General features: G+C 62.6%; 18 protein-coding genes. 12 read left to right on the top strand and 6 right to left on the bottom strand.

The features are described from left to right. The 5 genes from ACP7CJ_RS24845 to ACP7CJ_RS24865 form a co-directional block, all read left to right on the top strand. Window positions 1-237: ribonucleotide-diphosphate reductase subunit beta (locus ACP7CJ_RS24845; protein ID WP_177067331.1), on the top strand; the 237-nt coding region annotated here is incomplete at its 5' end. A gap of 53 nt (window positions 238-290) precedes the next feature. Beyond that, entirely contained in the window at window positions 291-779 is a 489-nt protein-coding gene (locus ACP7CJ_RS24850; RefSeq protein ID WP_426102490.1) for a DUF1289 domain-containing protein, read from the top strand. 467 nt (window positions 780-1,246) lie between these two features. Further along, complete coding sequence (locus ACP7CJ_RS24855; protein WP_426102492.1) at window positions 1,247-2,173, top strand: class I SAM-dependent methyltransferase; 927 nt, start codon at window positions 1,247-1,249, stop codon at window positions 2,171-2,173. Window positions 2,174-2,321: 148 nt separating this feature from the next. Beyond that, window positions 2,322-3,038: a phosphatidylcholine synthase gene (gene pcsA, locus ACP7CJ_RS24860; protein ID WP_426102494.1), complete on the top strand. Its 717-nt coding sequence runs from the start codon at window positions 2,322-2,324 to the stop codon at window positions 3,036-3,038. Window positions 3,039-3,221: 183 nt separating this feature from the next. After that, window positions 3,222-4,001, top strand: coding sequence for a TSUP family transporter (locus ACP7CJ_RS24865; protein WP_247406856.1), 780 nt, complete (start codon window positions 3,222-3,224; stop codon window positions 3,999-4,001). Here the strand turns inward: ACP7CJ_RS24865 and nudC are convergent. Both nudC and ACP7CJ_RS24875 read right to left on the bottom strand, forming a co-directional pair. After that, entirely contained in the window at window positions 3,969-4,802 is an 834-nt protein-coding gene (nudC, locus tag ACP7CJ_RS24870) for an NAD(+) diphosphatase (RefSeq protein ID WP_426102496.1), read from the bottom strand. The two genes, ACP7CJ_RS24865 and nudC, sit on opposite strands and share 33 nt — an antisense overlap. A 5-nt stretch (window positions 4,803-4,807) precedes the next feature. Then, complete coding sequence (locus ACP7CJ_RS24875; RefSeq protein WP_276193226.1) at window positions 4,808-5,620, bottom strand: crotonase/enoyl-CoA hydratase family protein; 813 nt, start codon at window positions 5,618-5,620, stop codon at window positions 4,808-4,810. A gap of 204 nt (window positions 5,621-5,824) precedes the next feature. Between ACP7CJ_RS24875 and ACP7CJ_RS24880 the strand changes: the two genes are divergently transcribed. The 3 genes from ACP7CJ_RS24880 (at window position 5,825) to ACP7CJ_RS24890 (ending at window position 8,149) form a co-directional block, all read left to right on the top strand. Further along, complete coding sequence (locus tag ACP7CJ_RS24880; RefSeq protein WP_276193228.1) at window positions 5,825-6,379, top strand: UPF0149 family protein; 555 nt, start codon at window positions 5,825-5,827, stop codon at window positions 6,377-6,379. 91 nt (window positions 6,380-6,470) lie between these two features. Continuing rightward, complete coding sequence (locus tag ACP7CJ_RS24885; protein ID WP_426102498.1) at window positions 6,471-7,727, top strand: 3-phosphoshikimate 1-carboxyvinyltransferase; 1,257 nt, start codon at window positions 6,471-6,473, stop codon at window positions 7,725-7,727. Window positions 7,728-7,759: 32 nt separating this feature from the next. Next, a complete protein-coding gene (locus ACP7CJ_RS24890) occupies window positions 7,760-8,149 on the top strand; it encodes a hypothetical protein (protein ID WP_247407964.1) in 390 nt (129 codons plus the stop codon). Between the two features lies 1 nt (window position 8,150). Here the strand turns inward: ACP7CJ_RS24890 and ACP7CJ_RS24895 are convergent, their stop codons facing one another. Then, a complete protein-coding gene (locus tag ACP7CJ_RS24895) occupies window positions 8,151-8,750 on the bottom strand; it encodes an NAD(P)H-dependent oxidoreductase (RefSeq protein ID WP_276193230.1) in 600 nt (199 codons plus the stop codon). A 69-nt stretch (window positions 8,751-8,819) separates the two neighbouring features. Between ACP7CJ_RS24895 and ACP7CJ_RS24900 the strand changes: the two genes are divergently transcribed. Continuing rightward, window positions 8,820-9,431: a TetR/AcrR family transcriptional regulator gene (locus ACP7CJ_RS24900; RefSeq protein ID WP_276193231.1), complete on the top strand. Its 612-nt coding sequence runs from the start codon at window positions 8,820-8,822 to the stop codon at window positions 9,429-9,431. A 10-nt stretch (window positions 9,432-9,441) separates the two neighbouring features. On the opposite strand, the gene ACP7CJ_RS24905 is transcribed toward ACP7CJ_RS24900, so the two are convergent. Genes ACP7CJ_RS24905 through ACP7CJ_RS24915 form a run of 3 tightly spaced genes read right to left on the bottom strand, consistent with a single transcriptional unit; the run spans window position 9,442 to window position 11,555 of the window. Beyond that, on the bottom strand, window positions 9,442-10,119 hold the full coding sequence (locus ACP7CJ_RS24905) for a GNAT family N-acetyltransferase (RefSeq protein WP_426102500.1): 678 nt from the start codon (window positions 10,117-10,119) through the stop codon (window positions 9,442-9,444). A gap of 21 nt (window positions 10,120-10,140) precedes the next feature. Then, window positions 10,141-10,677, bottom strand: a complete 537-nt coding sequence (locus ACP7CJ_RS24910; protein ID WP_426102502.1) for an adenylate kinase — start codon at window positions 10,675-10,677, stop codon at window positions 10,141-10,143. After that, a complete protein-coding gene (locus ACP7CJ_RS24915; protein WP_426102503.1) occupies window positions 10,674-11,555 on the bottom strand; it encodes a LysR family transcriptional regulator in 882 nt (293 codons plus the stop codon). Before ACP7CJ_RS24915 ends, ACP7CJ_RS24910 begins: the two co-directional genes overlap by 4 nt. Window positions 11,556-11,667: 112 nt before the next feature. On the opposite strand from ACP7CJ_RS24915, the gene ACP7CJ_RS24920 reads away from it, so the two are divergent. The 3 genes from ACP7CJ_RS24920 (at window position 11,668) to ACP7CJ_RS24930 (ending at window position 16,266) form a co-directional block, all read left to right on the top strand. Further along, a complete protein-coding gene (locus ACP7CJ_RS24920; protein WP_276193235.1) occupies window positions 11,668-12,870 on the top strand; it encodes an MFS transporter in 1,203 nt (400 codons plus the stop codon). A gap of 193 nt (window positions 12,871-13,063) precedes the next feature. Continuing rightward, complete coding sequence (locus ACP7CJ_RS24925) at window positions 13,064-13,918, top strand: CAP domain-containing protein (protein ID WP_276193236.1); 855 nt, start codon at window positions 13,064-13,066, stop codon at window positions 13,916-13,918. Between the two features lie 161 nt (window positions 13,919-14,079). Further along, window positions 14,080-16,266, top strand: coding sequence for a GAF domain-containing protein (locus tag ACP7CJ_RS24930; RefSeq protein WP_426102505.1), 2,187 nt, complete (start codon window positions 14,080-14,082; stop codon window positions 16,264-16,266).

Raw genomic sequence — 16,266 nt, forward strand, 5'->3', positions numbered from 1 at the left:
TACGCGCGCGACACCATGCCACGCGGAGTACTCGGCATGAACGCGGCGATGATGGAGGACTACCTCAAGTTCATCGCTAACCGTCGTCTGTCGCAGATTGGCTTGAAGGAAGAGTATCCAGGGACGACCAACCCGTTCCCATGGATGAGCGAGATTATGGATTTGAAGAAAGAGAAGAATTTCTTTGAGACTCGTGTGATCGAGTATCAGACTGGCGGCGCGTTGAGCTGGGACTGATTGAAAAAACGGCCCCTGCAGGGGCCGTGTTGTTTCACCTGCCGATGTTTTTTATGCCCAATCAAACCATCAAGACCCCCTGCGTCGGCCTGTGCTCCACCGTTTACGGTGACCTGGTCTGCCGCGGGTGCAAGCGTTATCACCATGAAGTCATCCAGTGGAATGGTTACAACGCCGAGGAAAAGCACGCCGTGTGGTTGCGCCTTGAGCAACTGCTGGTGCAGGTGATGACCTCCAAGCTGGACGTGTTCGACCCTCAGCGCCTACGCCAGCAACTGGAAAGCCGCAAGATTCGCTTTATGCCGCACCAGTCGCCGTATTGCTGGGCCTACCAGTTGATTGCCCGGGGTGCGCGGGTGATTACCAAGCTTGATGCATATGGCCTGGTGTTGCTGCCGGAGTTTCGCGAGCACAGCCTGGCGGATTTGCGCGATGGGATTGACCGCGAGTTTTTCCTGCTGTCCGAGGCGCATTACCAGCGGTATATCGCCCCCGTGTTCTTGAAAGAGGCCTTTGGGCCAGCCCTGGTCGCCACGTTCTAAAACACACCACAACACTAAAATGCGGGAGGGGGCTTGCCCCCGATAGAAGTGTGTCAGTCAGCTTATGGGGCACTGACCCACCGCAATCGGGGGCAAGCCCCCTCCCACATTTAGACCCAGGAAGCTGCAGGCTCCGCCTGGAGGCCATAGCTCTCAATCGCCGCCCGCGTATCACTGCGACCGAAGCCGTCAGCGCCGCCATTCGTCCCGCTCGACTTGATCACCAGCGAGCTGATCCGTTGTGGTGTGATTCACTGCACTCGCGAAACCATTCATGGGCACCTCCAGGCTTTTTTTTCAGTTTATGTCGATGGCTGAGGATTTTTTGCCTGATGTAAGGCGCGACAAAGCGTATTTTGAGCATGAATCGCTGCCAATCAGACGTTTCCCAGCACGTTGTGCTCCAACCCCCCGAAACCCCGCCATTGTGTTTAAAATGCCGCCCGCTCAATGAACGACGCTCAACGATGAACCCAGACTCCCTCGCCACACTGCACGCCCACCTGCTGACCGCCCTGGCCAACGCACCAACTGAAACCCGGCGCCTGTTCCACGGGCGCGGCCGTTGCTGGCCGGGCCTGGAGCAACTGACCGTGGACTGGTTGCAGGGCGTGGTACTGGTCGCGCTGTTCAAGGAACCGGAGGCAGCGCAACTGGAAGCGTTGAAACAGCTGCTGGTTCAGTTCGAATGGGCGCAGTACGGCGCCCACACGGTGGCCCTGCAACACCGCTACCTGCCACAAAGCACCACCGAGTGGCTGGTGGGCGACGCCATCGATGAGCTGACCATTACCGAAGGTGGCCTGCGCTACCTGATCGACCTCGGTAAAAAACAGAACAGCGGGCTGTTTCTCGACATGCGCTACGGCCGCAACTGGGTGCGCGAACAGGCCAACGGGCTGCGGGTACTCAACCTGTTCGCCTACACCTGTGGTTTTTCCGTGGCGGCCATCGAAGGCGGCGCCGAGCATGTGTTGAACCTGGACATGGCCCGTGGTGCCCTGAGCCGCGGTCGCGACAATCATCGCCTGAATGGTCATGATCTGAGCCGCGTGACCTTTCTTGGCCACGATTTATTCAAGTCCTGGGCCAAGGTCATTCACAGCGGCCCTTATGATCTGGTGATCATCGATCCGCCGTCCTTCCAGAAAGGCAGTTTCCTGCTGACCAAGGACTACCAGCGCGTGCTGCGCCGCCTGCCGGAGTTGCTCACGCCACAAGGCACAGTGCTGGCGTGCATGAATGACCCGGCGTTTGGCGAGGACTTCCTGATCGACGGCGTCACCCGCGAAGCACCGGGCCTGCGCTTTGTCGAACGGCTGGAAAACCCGCCGGAATTCCCGGATATCGATCGGCAAAGTGGCTTGAAAGCCTTGGTATTCCGCCAGGGCTGATGCCGAAACGTCCCACGCTTGCTACGCTAAGCAATTACCGGGATGGTGAACCTTATCCCCCCCTTCCCGGTCGATACCTGCATTCCCTGGCCAGACTCGACGCTGTCACAGCGTCGGCTGGCCCGTTTCACCCTTTGGAGAACCGCCCGTGATATCGACCCTGCATGTAGCCAGACTGAAAGCCTGGGGCGCCCACGGCTTTACTGCCACCGGTGTGGTATTGGCCTTCCTCGCCACACTGGCGCTGCTGGAAAACTCGCCCAAGGCTTGCCTGCTGTGGCTGGGCCTGGCGCTGGTGGTCGATGGCGTCGACGGTTCCCTGGCCCGCCGCGTGAATGTCAGCACGGTGCTGCCTAGCTTTGACGGCTCGGTGCTGGACCTGGTGATCGATTACCTGACCTACGTGTTTATTCCGGCACTGTTTATCTACCGCTATATCGACCTGCCGGACTTTACCCACCTGTTCACGGTGTCGGTGATCCTGGTGTCGTCGCTGTTCTGCTTCTGCAATGTGAATATGAAAAGCAAGGACAACTACTTCGTCGGCTTCCCTGCCGCCTGGAACGTGGTTGCCCTCTGCGTGTATATCATCCAGCCCACCGCGTGGGTGACATTGCTGACGGTGATTGGCCTGGCGCTGCTGACCGTGACGCCGATGAAGTTCCTGCACCCGTTCCGGGTCAAGCGCTTCATGCCGATCAACATCGCGGTGACCACGATCTGGTTGCTGTGCAGCTTTTTGATGGTGGTGGATTACCCGAACACCAACCCGTGGACGTTTGGGTTGTGGTCGATGATGTCGGCGTACTTCCTCGGGATCTGCATCTGGCGCACCGCGCTGGAGTGGCTGGGCACCCAAAAATAGCCAGGCCGGCACCGTTTGAATGTGGGAGGGGGCTTGCTCCCGGTAGCAGTGTGTCAGTCAGCTAATGTGTAACTGACCCACCGCCATCGGGAGCAAGCCCCCTCCCACATTTGGATCTGCATACATCAGGCAGTAAGATGGCGGCCTCTCGCATAGCGCCCTGCCAACTATAAGCCCTGCCAAATGCCCTTCGAACTCAGCGTAGACCTCACCACCCTCGCCATCCTGGCCGTCGTCGCGTTCATCGCCGGTTTCATCGACGCCATCGCCGGCGGTGGTGGCTTGCTCACCACCCCGGCCCTGCTCACGGCCGGCATGCCGCCCCACCTGGTGCTGGGTACCAACAAACTCAGCTCCACCTTCGGCTCGGCCACCGCCAGCTTCACGTTCTACCGGCGCAAGCTGTTCCACCCGCGCCAGTGGGTACATGCCATCGTCGGTACGTTTGTCGGCGCCCTGGCCGGCGCCATCGTCGCCCACTACCTGCCTGCCGAAACCCTGAACAAGATGCTCCCGGTGATCGTCTTCGGTTGTGGCCTGTACCTGTTGTTCGGCGGCACGCCCAAGGCGCCGCTGGAGGGCGACGCACCGATCAAGAAGAAATGGCAAGCCACCCAAGGCTTCGGCCTGGGCTTCTACGATGGCGTGGCCGGCCCCGGCACCGGCGCGTTCTGGACGGTCAGCACGATGCTGCTGCACCCCATCGACCTGGTCAAAGCAAGCGGCGTGGCGCGCAGCATGAACTTCGTCAGCAACGCGGCGGCGCTGTCGGTGTTTATCATCAACGGCTCGGTGGACTGGATCGTCGGGCTGGCCATGGGCGTTTCGGTGATGGGCGGCGCGTTCTTTGGCGCACGCAGCGCAATCAGCGGCGGCGCCAAATTCATTCGCCCGGTGTTTATCACCGTGGTCCTCGGCCTGACGGTGCGCCTAGCCTGGCAGCACTGGTTCAGCGTGGCCTAAGCGGCGGGCCACGTAGAGGTCGATCAGGTAACGCGCAATCGAGCGTGACGCCGGCAGCGGCGGCAGGTCGTGGATGTTGAACCACTGCGCGTCCTCGATCTCATCGGCCTGGGGCACGATATCGCCACCGGCGTACTCGGCATGGAAGCCCAGCATCATCGAATGCGGAAACGGCCAACATTGGCTGCCCATGTACTGGATATTCCTGACCTCCACCTGCACTTCTTCGCGCACCTCGCGAATCAGGCAGTCTTCGGCCGACTCGCCCGGCTCGGCAAACCCCGCCAGCGTGCTATAGACCCCGGCGACAAAGCGCGGCGAACGCGCCAGCAGGACCTCATCGCCACGGGTAACCAGCACAATCATGCTCGGCGAGATGCGCGGGTAGCTGCGCAGGTCACAGGCCTCGCAGAACATCGCCCGCTCCCGGGGCACCTGGACCATGGCCTGGCCGCAACTGCCGCAAAAACGATGCTCCCGCGCCCAGGTGCCGATCTGCGCGGCGTAGCCCAGCACTTTGTACACGGTGTGATCACCTTGCAGCAGAAAGCCGCGCAGGCCCTGCCAACTGCAACCAGACACGTCACTGGCGGCGTTGAGTTCCAGCAGGTACACCGGCTCGCCGTCGAGATGGCCAATGCCGTGTTCGGCGAACACGGCCAGGTCCTGGCGCTTGAGCCATTCGCGGGGGAACAGCGGGCCGTTGGCGTCGTGTAAAAAGCCGTCGCGGCTACGGGCGACGGCCAAGCCGCCGGGAGTGTCGGTGTCCAGCAGTGTGGTGGTAATCCAGCCTGGGGTCATGTCAGTCAATCCACGAATTCGGGTTTCTGCTTGCTCATATGGGCCGCGATGGCCACGCGCAGGTCGTTGGATTGCAACATAGCTGCGTTCCAGGTGGCAACGTATTCCAGACCATCATTGACTGTATGGTCACGCATGTAGCTGATCATAGCCTTGGTGCCGGTCACGGCAATCGGCGACTTGGCGGCGATTTCCTGCGCGATTTCCAGTACACCGGCCAACAGGCTTTCCTGATCGGGGTACACGCGATTGACCAGGCCGATGCTGCGCGCTTGCTCGGCGCCGAACTGGCGGCCGGTGTAGGCCAGCTCGCGCAGCATGCCATCGCCGATGATGCGCGGCAGGCGCTGCAGGGTGCCGACGTCGGCGGCCATGCCGATGTCGACTTCCTTAATGGAAAACTGTGCGTCTTCGGCGGCGTAGCGCATGTCGCAGGCGCTGATCAGGTCGATGGCGCCGCCGATGCAGTAGCCCTGGATCGCCGCCAGCACCGGTTTGCGGCAGTTGTCGACGGCGTTGAACGAGGCTTGCAGTTCGAGGATCTTGCGCCGCAGCAGGCGCGCGTTGCGGCCCACGTCCTTACCTAAATCGTTGGCCACCGAGGCCAGCAGCATCAGGTCGATGCCGGACGAGAAATGCTTACCGGCACCGCTGAGCACCACGGCACGCACAGCGTCGGTGTCGTCGACCCACTGGAAGATATCGATGATCTCGGTCCAGAACGCCGCGTTCATGGCGTTGATCTTCTCCGGGCGGTTGATCTGCACATGGGCAACGTTGCCAATGAGTTCGACGACGAAGGCTTGGTATTCGGACATGGCAGTGATCCCTGACTGGCGACTGATAAGGCCCGAACTATAACAAGGGTGAGCAACGGCGCATCAGCCAAAAACGGGACTGGCAACAATCCTGCGCGGCGGGGTGCCGGCCTTGAAAACGCTGGATAAAAACCGCTTCAGGCGCCATCCTTCGCGCTTTAAGCCGCTGCAGCAGCGGCGCTCGACGTTTAAAGGATACGCCCCATGCTCACCCAACCTCTGGCCCCCGCCGATTTCGACCTGATCGAAGAAACCCTGCTCAAGTACGGTGACGACCACTCGGTACTGAACCTCGCCGAACTCGACGGCTACTTCTGCGCACTGGTGTCCAGCCCGGCACAAGTGGATATCGCCGAGTGGTTCCCGGCCATCTGGGGTGGGCAGAACCCGCAGTGGGAAAGTGCCGAGGAGGCCGAACAGTTCCTCGACCTGTGCGTTCGCCATATGAACAGCCGTGCCGCCCAACTGGCCACCGATGCCGAGGGTTTCCGGGCGCGCTTCGACGACACTGAACATCAGGGCCAGGCCCTGACCCTCGCTGAAGAATGGTGCTTTGGCTATATCCGTGGCGCCGCGATTGGCAAATGGCCTGAACTGCCCGCCGAACAGGCCGCACAGCTGGAGAAAATCTCCTGGTGCGCCGAACAGGACAACTTCGAATTGCCGGCGGACCTCGACGTGCAGGCGCATCAGCAGCGCGTCAGCGAAATCGAACCGGCGGCGCGCGCGCTGCATGATTACTGGCTCGCCAAGCGCTAAGCCTCGACAAGCCTGGCGTATATGCCCGATTATTCGGGTCCGCCCGTCGGCCACTCCGTACCACCTTGCCTTGAATCAGGAGCCTTGTACCTTGAGTTCGCAGAAAACCGTGACCGTTACACCGCCCACTTTCCCCCTCAATGGCAAGGTCGCGCCCCCCGGCTCCAAATCCATCACCAACCGCGCCCTGTTGCTCGCCGCCCTGGCCAAGGGCACCAGCCGCCTCAGCGGCGCACTGAAGAGCGATGACACCCGGCATATGTCGGTGGCCCTGCGCCAGATGGGCGTGACCATCGATGAGCCGGACGACACCACCTTCGTGGTCACGGGCCAAGGCAAGCTGCAATTGCCCGCGCAGCCGCTGTTCCTCGGCAACGCCGGCACCGCGATGCGCTTCCTCACGGCCGCCGTGGCCACCGTGCAAGGCACCGTGGTGCTGGACGGCGACGAGTACATGCGCAAACGCCCGATCGGCCCGCTGCTCGCCACACTCGGCCAGAACGGCATCCAGGTCGACAGCCCGACCGGTTGCCCGCCGGTCACCGTGCACGGTACGGGCAAGGTCCAGGCCAAGCGCTTTGAGATCGACGGCGGTTTGTCCAGCCAATACGTATCGGCCTTGCTGATGCTCGCGGCCTGCGGCGAAGCGCCGATTGAGGTGGCGCTGACCGGCAAGGACATCGGCGCCCGCGGCTATGTGGACCTGACCCTTGATTGCATGCGGGCATTCGGCGCGCAGGTCGACGTGGTCGACGACACCACTTGGCGCGTCGCCCCAAGCGGCTACACCGCCCATGACTACCTGATCGAACCGGACGCCTCCGCCGCCACCTACCTGTGGGCGGCTGAAGTGCTGACCGGCGGCCACATCGATATCGGCGTCGCCGCGCAACACTTCACCCAGCCGGACGCCAAGGCCCAGGCAGTGATCGCGCAGTTCCCGAACATGCAAGCCAAGGTGGTGGGTTCGCAAATGCAGGACGCGATCCCAACGCTCGCCGTTCTGGCCGCGTTTAACAACAGCCCGGTGCGCTTCACCGAACTGGCCAACCTGCGGGTCAAGGAATGTGACCGCGTGCAGGCACTGCACGACGGCCTCAACCAGATCCGCCCAGGCCTGGCCCGCATCGAAGGCGACGACCTGCTGGTGGCCAGCGATCCAGCATTGGCAGGCACCGCGTGCAATGCCCTGATCGACACCCACGCCGACCACCGCATCGCCATGTGCTTCGCCCTGGCTGGGCTGAAGGTCTCGGGTATTCGTATTCAGGACCCGGACTGCGTGGCCAAGACCTATCCTGACTACTGGAAGGCACTGGGCAGCCTGGGTGTTGCCCTGACCTACTGAGTCCACGGCGTCGAGATGGGGAGGGCTTGATTATGACCATTCGCCAACCCTGCCCACCCGGCGCCTGTGTCTGTGATCGCGAACAATTGCTGCAAACCCCAGGCGCGGACCTGCGCATCCTCAACCTGACGCGCCAGGAAGAAAAACGCCTGATCGAACGCCTCGAAGACCTGCAAAGCCTGCAGGATCTGGAACGCATGCAACAGCGGATGTATGCACTATTGGGTATCCGCGTGCATGTCGCGCCGGGGCACACCGAGGTCAAGAGCATGCGCGGGATTCAGATCGTCATCGACGAACTGCCCGGCCTGTGCCGCAAGACCCGGCAATCGATCCCGGCGGCAATTCGCCGAGGCCTGGAGAAACGGCCGGAGATTGCGTATCGCTTGCTCGATGCCCATGACCTGTTTCGCGAAGGGTGAATCACCCGGCGACCGCCGCCCTCTCGAACAACCCCTGCCCCAAGGCATTCGCCGTGCCCAAATGGGCCTGCGCGCCGCCACTCTCCGACTCCAGCAGCAACGCTGACGTCAGCACCTTCGCCCCACAGTAATCAAAGATCCCGTAGTCGATCTGCGTGTGCATGGCCTTGGCATAGCCATGGCGTTCAAACGCGCTTTGATCGGCGGCACCGAGTGCCAATAGGTGGACCTGCAAGTGCCGCAGTTTTTTCACCACCGGAGTGTCAGGGCCGTAGTCGATCGCCCAGCCGTTGACGAACACGCGGTCAACCCAGCCCTTGAGCAGGCCCGGCAGCGACCACCAGTAAATGGGGAACACCAATACCAGGGCGTCGGCGCGGTCGATGCGGGCTTGCTCGGCGAGGACGTCGGCCGGTGGTGCAGCGCGGGTACGGTGTACGCGCTGGTCGGCGGCGCTGTAGCGCGGGTCGAAGCCTTCGGCGGCGAGGTCGGCGATTTCGCACGTATGGCCGGACGCGCTCAGCCCTGCGGCGACTTGCGCGGCCAGGCCGTGGGTGAGGGATTGCGGGTCGTGATGAGCTACAACGATCAGTGCGTGCATGACAGTGACTCCCATTGGGTTTATGCTGGGCTTAAGTTACCTTTGGTAAGTTACTTTTGGTATATAAGCATGTCAAGCAGTCAATCCCCTGCCCCACGTCGCCGCCTGTCGCGTGAAGATCGTCTGCGTCAATTGTTGGACGTGGCCTGGCAACTGGTGCGTGAAGCAGGCACCGAAGCCCTGACCCTCGGCCACCTGGCGGAACGGGCGGGCGTGACCAAGCCGGTGGTCTATGACCATTTCGTTACCCGCGCAGGGTTGCTGGCGGCGCTGTATGAGGATTTCGACGGGCGCCAGAACCAGGTGTTTGCCGACGCGATCGAAGCCAGCAGCCCGACCCTGGAGAATCGCGCGTGGGTGATCGCCTCGTCCTATGTCGATTGCGTGTTACTGCAAGGTCGGGAAATTCCGGGGGTCATTGCAGCGCTGAGCAGTTCGCCGGAGTTGGAAACCCTCAAGCGCAAGTACGAAGCGATCTTTCTCGATAAGTGCCGCAATGCACTGGCCCCGTTTAGCTCCAGCGGTAGCGTGTCCCAGGCAGGTCTGCGGGCCATGCTGGGGGCGGCAGAAGCCCTGTCCCACGCGGCGGCCAGCGGTGAGCTCAGCCGTGAAGAGGCGCAGCAGGAGTTGCTGGCGACCATTCTGGCGATGGTCAATCGTGGGGCACGCAGCGGCAGGTGAAAGGCTTTTTTCAGCCTCGCCCCTGCACAAACAGCCGGACCTTATGCGCCAGTTGATCCAAGTGCCGGTCGCGCTGCTTCTCGGCATCCACCATGGCGCGTTTGCCGTGTTTTTGCAGCAGGTAGGTGTGAATCTGCCGCACTTCCAATGAGCTATAGATGGAGGCCACGTCCAGCACGCCCATCAAACCATCGGTGCCGTAGTCGCGGGTGTTCATCAGCACCTGCGTGCCGCGTGCGCCGCGCACCTGAAAGCCCATCGCCGCGAAGGCCGGGACTTTTTCCACGGCGCACGCCAATTCGGCGTGAGGGTAACGCGCCAATAGGTCTTGCATCATTCCCCGCGCCACGCCCTGGCGCCTGAAGCCTGCCTGTACGGCCATGAACGCCACACCACAGGCTTCAGGGTCGTCCTTGACCGGCAAGTACAGCAAAAAGCCAATGACGTGGTCCGGGTCTTGCGCAGACGTCGCGACGATCAGTTCGACCGCGATCCCCTTCGACCCGTCCAGCGCCTGCAGGTACAAATGCACCTCAAAGCCGATGGCATATTGGTAGACGTTGTAGAGCAGGTTACTCGGCGGCAAAGCGACGCTGCTGATGTCGGTGAGGTTGTCCACCACCATCTGCAGGATCTGGCTGTTGATCGGCTCGGGGCACGGCGTGGTGTAGCGGGTAAGGCTGAACATGCAAATTCCTGGGGTTTCGCGTCAAGACAGGCGCGATTGTACCTGTTGCAGCAGGTTCGGGATCGATAGGCTGCCATCCACCCGCACAGACGGCGGTCGCAACTGTGCAAACCACGCTTCATGGCGCGGCCGGCTGCGCCCGGCAAATGCGGCTGTTTCATAACCGGCGACCCATGCCATAAACGCCTGGTGGGTCGCATACATATCGCCCTGAGGCAGAATGCGCGCACCAAAGCGCTGGGTTTCCCGCGCCTTGACCCGCGCGAGCCGCACAGCGGTGGCGGTGTCGACAAACACCACCAACCCAACGTCTTTAATCACGTCATCGCCCCAGCCATCCAAAGACCCCGACACCACCCAGGGTCCTGCGGCCAACGCCTGGTTGAGCCGGCTGACACGCTCGTTCGGCGGACGTGCTTGCGTATACGGCGGATCGCTGGGGTACCAGTAATAGTCGTCGACATCAAAATGCGGCAGTTGCAGGGCAGACGCCAGCGCCCTACCCAAGGTGGTGACACCCGCGCCTGCTGCGCCGGTCAGATAGATTCGCAACGTCATTGCCCACAGACCTCGCGCAAACAGCCGCGCAGCCAACGATGGGCCAGATCGGCGTCCAACCGTGGGTGCCAGAGCATTGCCACGGTGAATGCGGGTAACGACACCGGCAGCGCAAAACAGAACAGATCGTGCCGGTCTGGGGTATAGCGTTCGGGCACTGAGGCAATCAGGTCGGTGTTGCGGGCCAAGGCGATGGCGGTGGAAAAGCTCGCGACGATGCTGCCGATCTGCCGCGTCAGGCCTTGGGCTTCGAGGGCGTCGTCGATCTGACCACGGTCCTGGCCGCGACGGGACACGTAGAGGTGTCGGCCCTCGGCAAACCGTGCAGCGCTGACGTCGCCCTGGCTCAGGGGATGGTCGCTGCGCACTACGCCGATCAGGCGATCGCGAAACAGCGCCTGGGTCAGCACTTCGGGGCTGGCCGCGGGGTCGACCACGCCGACTTCCAGGTCGACGCTGCCTTCGCGCAGCGGCGCATTGTCTTTGTCGGTCTTATTGACGAAACGCAGGCGCACGCCGGGGGCGTCCTTGGCAATACGGTCGAGCAGCGCCGGGCCGAAGCGTTCAACGAATTCGTCGCTGGTGCGCAGGGTGAAGGTACGCAACACCTGGGCCATCGCCAGAGCTTGCGCCGGGCGCAACACGGCCTGGGCGTCCTGCACCAGCCGACTGACCTGTTTGCGCAACTCCAACGCCCGTGGCGTCGGCACCAGGCCACGGCCAGCGCGTACCAGCAACGGGTCGCCGGTGGTGTCACGCAAGCGCGCCAGCGCCCGGCTCATGGCCGAAGGGCTCAACCGCAAGCGCTTGGCCGCGCGGGCGACGCTGCCTTCGGCGAGTAATACATCCAGGGTAATCAGCAAGTTGAGGTCGGGCATCAGCGCTCCATATAAGGCGTCACATGCAGGTATTTAGTGCAACTCATGCGCCTTCCGCCATGTTAGGCGACACCGTAGATTTGTGACAGTTGCGTTCATTCAAGGAATCTCCATGCACACATCCTCACGCGGCGGTCTTGTCAGCCTGTCCCTGTCCATGCTGCTGGCCGCCCTTGGCACCAGCATCGCCAATGTCGGCCTGCCTAGCCTCACGCAGACATTCAATGCGTCCTTTCACGCGACGCAATGGGTGGTGCTGGCCTACCTGCTGGCGATCACGGCGGTCATTGTCAGTGCGGGGCGCTTGGGCGATCGGCTGGGGCGACGGCGGCTGTTGATTGCCGGGTTGCTGCTGTTTGCGTTGGCCTGTGGGTTATGCGGTGCCGCGCCGTCCCTGCCTTGGCTGATTGCAGCGCGCACCCTGCAAGGCCTGGGTGCAGCGATCATGATGGCGATGACATTGGCGATGGTGGGCGACACCGTCACCCGAGCGCGTACCGCACGCGTGATGGGTTTGCTCGGCACGATGTCGGCCGTCGGCACCGCCATGGGCCCCGGCGTGGGCGGCCTGCTGCTCAGTGCGTGGGGCTGGCGGGCGCTGTTTCTGGTGGGTGCGCCTTTGGGGTTGCTGGCGGCCGCCCTCGCCTGTCGTTACTTACCCGTTGATCAGCCACCGGTACCGTTAGCCACCGGCGCGCGCTTTTGGCGGTCATTGCAGTCGGCATCATTGCGCGCCGGCCTGGCGATGAGCGCGTTGGTGTCTGCGGTCATCATGGCCACCTTTGTGGTCGGGCCGTTCTACTTGTCCCGTGGATTGGATCTCGATCCGGCCGCGATGGGCCTGGCAATGGCCGTCGGCCCCGGTGTGGCGGCGGTCACAGGCATTCCGGCGGGGCGCCTGACTGAGCGGCTTGGCAGCCAACCCGCGACGCTCACGGGGCTGGCCGTCATGGCCAGCGGCGCCCTGTCGCTGTGCCTGACATCCGGGCTGGTCACTTACCTTGGCTCACTGATCACGCTGACGGCGGGCTACAGCCTCTTCCAGGCCGCCAACAACACGGCGGTGATGAGCGCGGTCGATGCAGCACACCGAGGCACGGTCTCGGGCGTGTTGAACCTGTCACGCAACCTTGGCCTGATTTTCGGAGCGTCGGTATTGGGCGCGATGTTCGCCTGGACAACCCCCGATCTCACCCAGGCCACGCCTCAATCCGTGGCTGATGGCCTGCACGCCACCTTTGCCCTGGCATTCGGTTTGATCCTGCTTGCCACCGCCATGGCGTGGCAGCGACAGAACCGGTGTCGGCCGACGTGAACCGAACATCGTCGGCTATGGCACGGTGATCATCTTCACCTTATCCGCGCGGCAGTGGGTGGCCTTCGCCTTGTGCGACCAGGTCCGTAAACATTCGCCATTCATGAACTGAGGAAAAAAGTTCGGACCAACGGGTGCATGGACGCACCTACATCGCGCATCATGGGCGCTTTCAAGCTCAAGGGTAACGTCCATGCGCGTGCTGTCACTGATGATGAGTCTGACGACGCTGGCCGCCAGCCTGGTGTACTGCGCCAGCGCAATGGCGAATGAAGAAAGTCAGTTGGTGCAACAGATCAACACTTACCGCAGCCAGGTACAACGCTGCGGCGACCAAGGCTCTCAGGAACTGCCACCGCTGGCCAGCGATACGCGCCTGGTGCTGCCGGCCAGCAACGTCGGCGACTTGCAGCAGGCCTTGGCACGGGCGGCGTACCCGATGGTCAACGTACAGGCAATCAGCCTGTCCGGCCCCAAGGATGCGCTGGCCGCCATGAAAGCCGTGCGCGAGAGTTTCTGCCGCGTGGTGCTGGACCCGCAATTCGTCGATATCGGCGTGAGCAACAGCGGCCAGGACTGGCGCATCGTGCTCGCCCGCCCGCTGTTATCCAGCGGCCTGGGCGATTGGCAGACCGAAGGCAAGCAACTGCTGAACCTGATCAACGCCGCCCGTACACAACCGCGCCAGTGTGGGCCCCAGGCGTTTACCGCCACCACGCCACTGTCGTGGAGCGACACCTTGGCCAGCGCCGCCAACAGCCACACACGCAACATGGCCAATGGCAATTTCTTCGACCATCTGGACCACGACGGGCGCACCCCAGGTGACCGCGCCGAGCTGGCCGGGTACAGCGCGAAGAACATCGGCGAAAACATCGCGGCCGGCCTCGACACCCCGCGCAAGGTGGTGGACGGCTGGCTCGCCAGCCCCGGCCATTGCGCCAACCTGATGAACCCGCAGTTTCGTGAATTGGGCGCCGCCTATGCCATGGACCCGAAAAGCGATGCCGGCATTTATTGGACGGGGGTCTTCGGCACACAACAATAAGTGGACACCGGCGATGGATATCTATCCAGATGGATGGAGCATCAAAATGCCATCTCAGGGATAATTGCGCTGAACTGGGAGCAATCATTCCGGTCTGTAGCTTGTTAGCTTGACCGCTTCAGGTATCCAAAACAGACCGTGGCAAACAAGGTGTTCACCCGATGATGAATTGGCTGCAAAGCAGCAGCGACATGGCCGAGCGGGTACGCCAGCACGATTGGGCCAATACGCCCCTGGGGCCGCTGGAACACTGGCCGGATGTGCTCAAGACCACCGTGGCGCTGTGCTTTGCCTCAAGTTTCCCCCAGGCCATCGTGTGGGGGCCTCAACTGACGACCCTCTATAACGACGCGTTCATCCCGATCCTGGGCAATAAACCCAATGCCCTGGGCCGTCCGTTCAGCGAGATCTGGAGCGAAGTATGGGACGCCATCAGCCCCATCGCCGATGCGGCCTTCCAGGGCCATGCGACCTACATCGAACACTTCCCCCTGATAATCGAACGTGGCGCGGCGCCGGAACAGGCGTACTTCACGTTCTGCTATAGCCCGATCCGCGACCCGCAGGGCCAGGTCGTCGGTCTGCTCGACACCGTGACCGAAACCACGGCCACGGTGTTCCTTTCGCGCCGCCTTGCCGTGCTGGATACCATCAGCAGCACGGTGGCGAACGCCGCCGATGCCGAAGCCATCATGACCGCCACCACCCGCCTGCTGGCGCAGCATCTGCAGGTGTCCATCTGCGCTTACGCCGATATGGACGCCGATGAAGACGGCTTTACCATCCGTGACAACTGGACGGCCCCCGGCTCCCCCAGCATCGTGGGCCACTACCACCTGCAAGCCTTCGGGCAAACCGCAGTCAACTGCCTGCGAGCAGGTGAGCCGCTGGTGATCGGCAACAACCTGCTCGAACTGCCTCCGCAAGAAGCCATGACGTTCCAAGCCCTGGGCGCCACCGCCACGATCTGCATGCCGCTGATCAAAGACGGTCGCCTCACCGCACTGATGACGGTTCACAGCAAAACGCAGCGGACCTGGTCGCCGTATGACCTGGCACTGTTGGGTGAAGTCACCGAACGGTCCTGGGCCCACATCGAACGGGTGCGCGCCAACGCCGCCGTGCGCGAGGGGTTGGCGGCCTTTACCGAATTGAACGCCACCCTCGAGCAGCGCGTGGAGGAACGCACCACGGCGCTGGCCCAGGCCGAAGCGGCACTGCGTCAATCGCAGAAACTCGAAGCCATCGGCCAATTGACCGGCGGCGTGGCCCATGACTTCAACAACCTGCTGACCATCATTCGTTCGTCGGTGGATTTTTTGCGCCAACCCGGGCTGTCCGAAGAGCGGCGCCAACGCTACATGTGCGCGGTGTCCGACACCGTCGAGCGCGCCAGCAAGTTGACCAGCCAGTTACTCGCGTTTGCGCGCCGCCAACCGCTGAACCCGGAAGTCTTCGATGTGGCGCAGCGGGTCAAAAACATTGGCGAGATGCTCGACAGTGTCACCGGCGCACGCATTCAGGTGCAGGTCCAATTGCCCGAGCGGCCGTGCCACGTCCGGGTCGACTCAGGCCAGTTCGAAACCGCGCTGATCAATATCGCGCTCAACGCCCGCGATGCCATGGACGGCCAGGGCACCCTGACCCTGCGCGTCGCCACGGCGGACGCGCTGCCGCGTATCCGTGGTGATGCCGAAGCTCGCCAGCCGTTTGTCACGGTGGTCCTGGCCGACACCGGCAGCGGTATTGCGGCTGAGACGTTCGAACGCATTTTCGAGCCCTTCTTCACCACCAAGGCCATGGGCAAAGGTACCGGCCTGGGGTTGTCGCAGGTGTTCGGCTTCGCCAAGCAGTCCGGCGGCAACGTCGACGTGGCCAGCCGTCTTGGCCAGGGCACGGTGTTTACCCTGTACCTGCCCGAGGTTGAACCGCAGGACACCCGGTGCGAGCCCTGCCCCAGGGACCAGGCACCTGTTCACGGTACGAGCCTGCACAACATCCTTGTCGTGGAAGACAACCTGGAGGTAGGCCGTTTCGCCAACCAGATTCTCCAGGACCTCGGTTACCAGACCACCTGGGCGACCGATGCCGAACAGGCACTGGCGCTGGTCGGTCCGGACGCCACGGGGTTCGACGCGATTTTCTCAGACGTGGTGATGCCGGGCATGACGGGCGTGGCGATGGCCAAGGTTCTACGCCAACGTCGCGCCGACCTGCCGGTGGTGCTCACTTCAGGCTATAGCGAAGAACTGGCGGAAAGCGGCTACGAGGGGTTCGAGTTCCTGGCCAAGCCCTACTCCGCCGACCAGGTGGCGCGGGCGCTGGCGAAGGTCTTGTTGAGGGACTGA

The sequence above is a fragment of the Pseudomonas sp. PSPC3-2 genome, assembly GCF_049897085.1.
Classification (GTDB): domain Bacteria; phylum Pseudomonadota; class Gammaproteobacteria; order Pseudomonadales; family Pseudomonadaceae; genus Aquipseudomonas; species Aquipseudomonas paraveronii.

Coding starts and splice junctions, on each gene's coding strand:
- ACP7CJ_RS24925 (WP_276193236.1), top strand. CDS start 13,064: ATGCGCGTGCTGTCACTGATGATGAGTCTGACGACGCTGGCCGCCAGC.
- ACP7CJ_RS24895 (WP_276193230.1), bottom strand. CDS start 8,750: ATGCACGCACTGATCGTTGTAGCTCATCACGACCCGCAATCCCTCACC.
- ACP7CJ_RS24920 (WP_276193235.1), top strand. CDS start 11,668: ATGCACACATCCTCACGCGGCGGTCTTGTCAGCCTGTCCCTGTCCATG.
- ACP7CJ_RS24930 (WP_426102505.1), top strand. CDS start 14,080: ATGATGAATTGGCTGCAAAGCAGCAGCGACATGGCCGAGCGGGTACGC.
- ACP7CJ_RS24850 (WP_426102490.1), top strand. CDS start 291: ATGCCCAATCAAACCATCAAGACCCCCTGCGTCGGCCTGTGCTCCACC.
- ACP7CJ_RS24880 (WP_276193228.1), top strand. CDS start 5,825: ATGCTCACCCAACCTCTGGCCCCCGCCGATTTCGACCTGATCGAAGAA.
- ACP7CJ_RS24855 (WP_426102492.1), top strand. CDS start 1,247: ATGAACCCAGACTCCCTCGCCACACTGCACGCCCACCTGCTGACCGCC.
- ACP7CJ_RS24875 (WP_276193226.1), bottom strand. CDS start 5,620: ATGTCCGAATACCAAGCCTTCGTCGTCGAACTCATTGGCAACGTTGCC.
- ACP7CJ_RS24900 (WP_276193231.1), top strand. CDS start 8,820: ATGTCAAGCAGTCAATCCCCTGCCCCACGTCGCCGCCTGTCGCGTGAA.
- ACP7CJ_RS24865 (WP_247406856.1), top strand. CDS start 3,222: ATGCCCTTCGAACTCAGCGTAGACCTCACCACCCTCGCCATCCTGGCC.
- ACP7CJ_RS24905 (WP_426102500.1), bottom strand. CDS start 10,119: ATGTTCAGCCTTACCCGCTACACCACGCCGTGCCCCGAGCCGATCAAC.
- ACP7CJ_RS24910 (WP_426102502.1), bottom strand. CDS start 10,677: ATGACGTTGCGAATCTATCTGACCGGCGCAGCAGGCGCGGGTGTCACC.
- ACP7CJ_RS24890 (WP_247407964.1), top strand. CDS start 7,760: ATGACCATTCGCCAACCCTGCCCACCCGGCGCCTGTGTCTGTGATCGC.
- nudC (WP_426102496.1), bottom strand. CDS start 4,802: ATGACCCCAGGCTGGATTACCACCACACTGCTGGACACCGACACTCCC.
- ACP7CJ_RS24915 (WP_426102503.1), bottom strand. CDS start 11,555: ATGCCCGACCTCAACTTGCTGATTACCCTGGATGTATTACTCGCCGAA.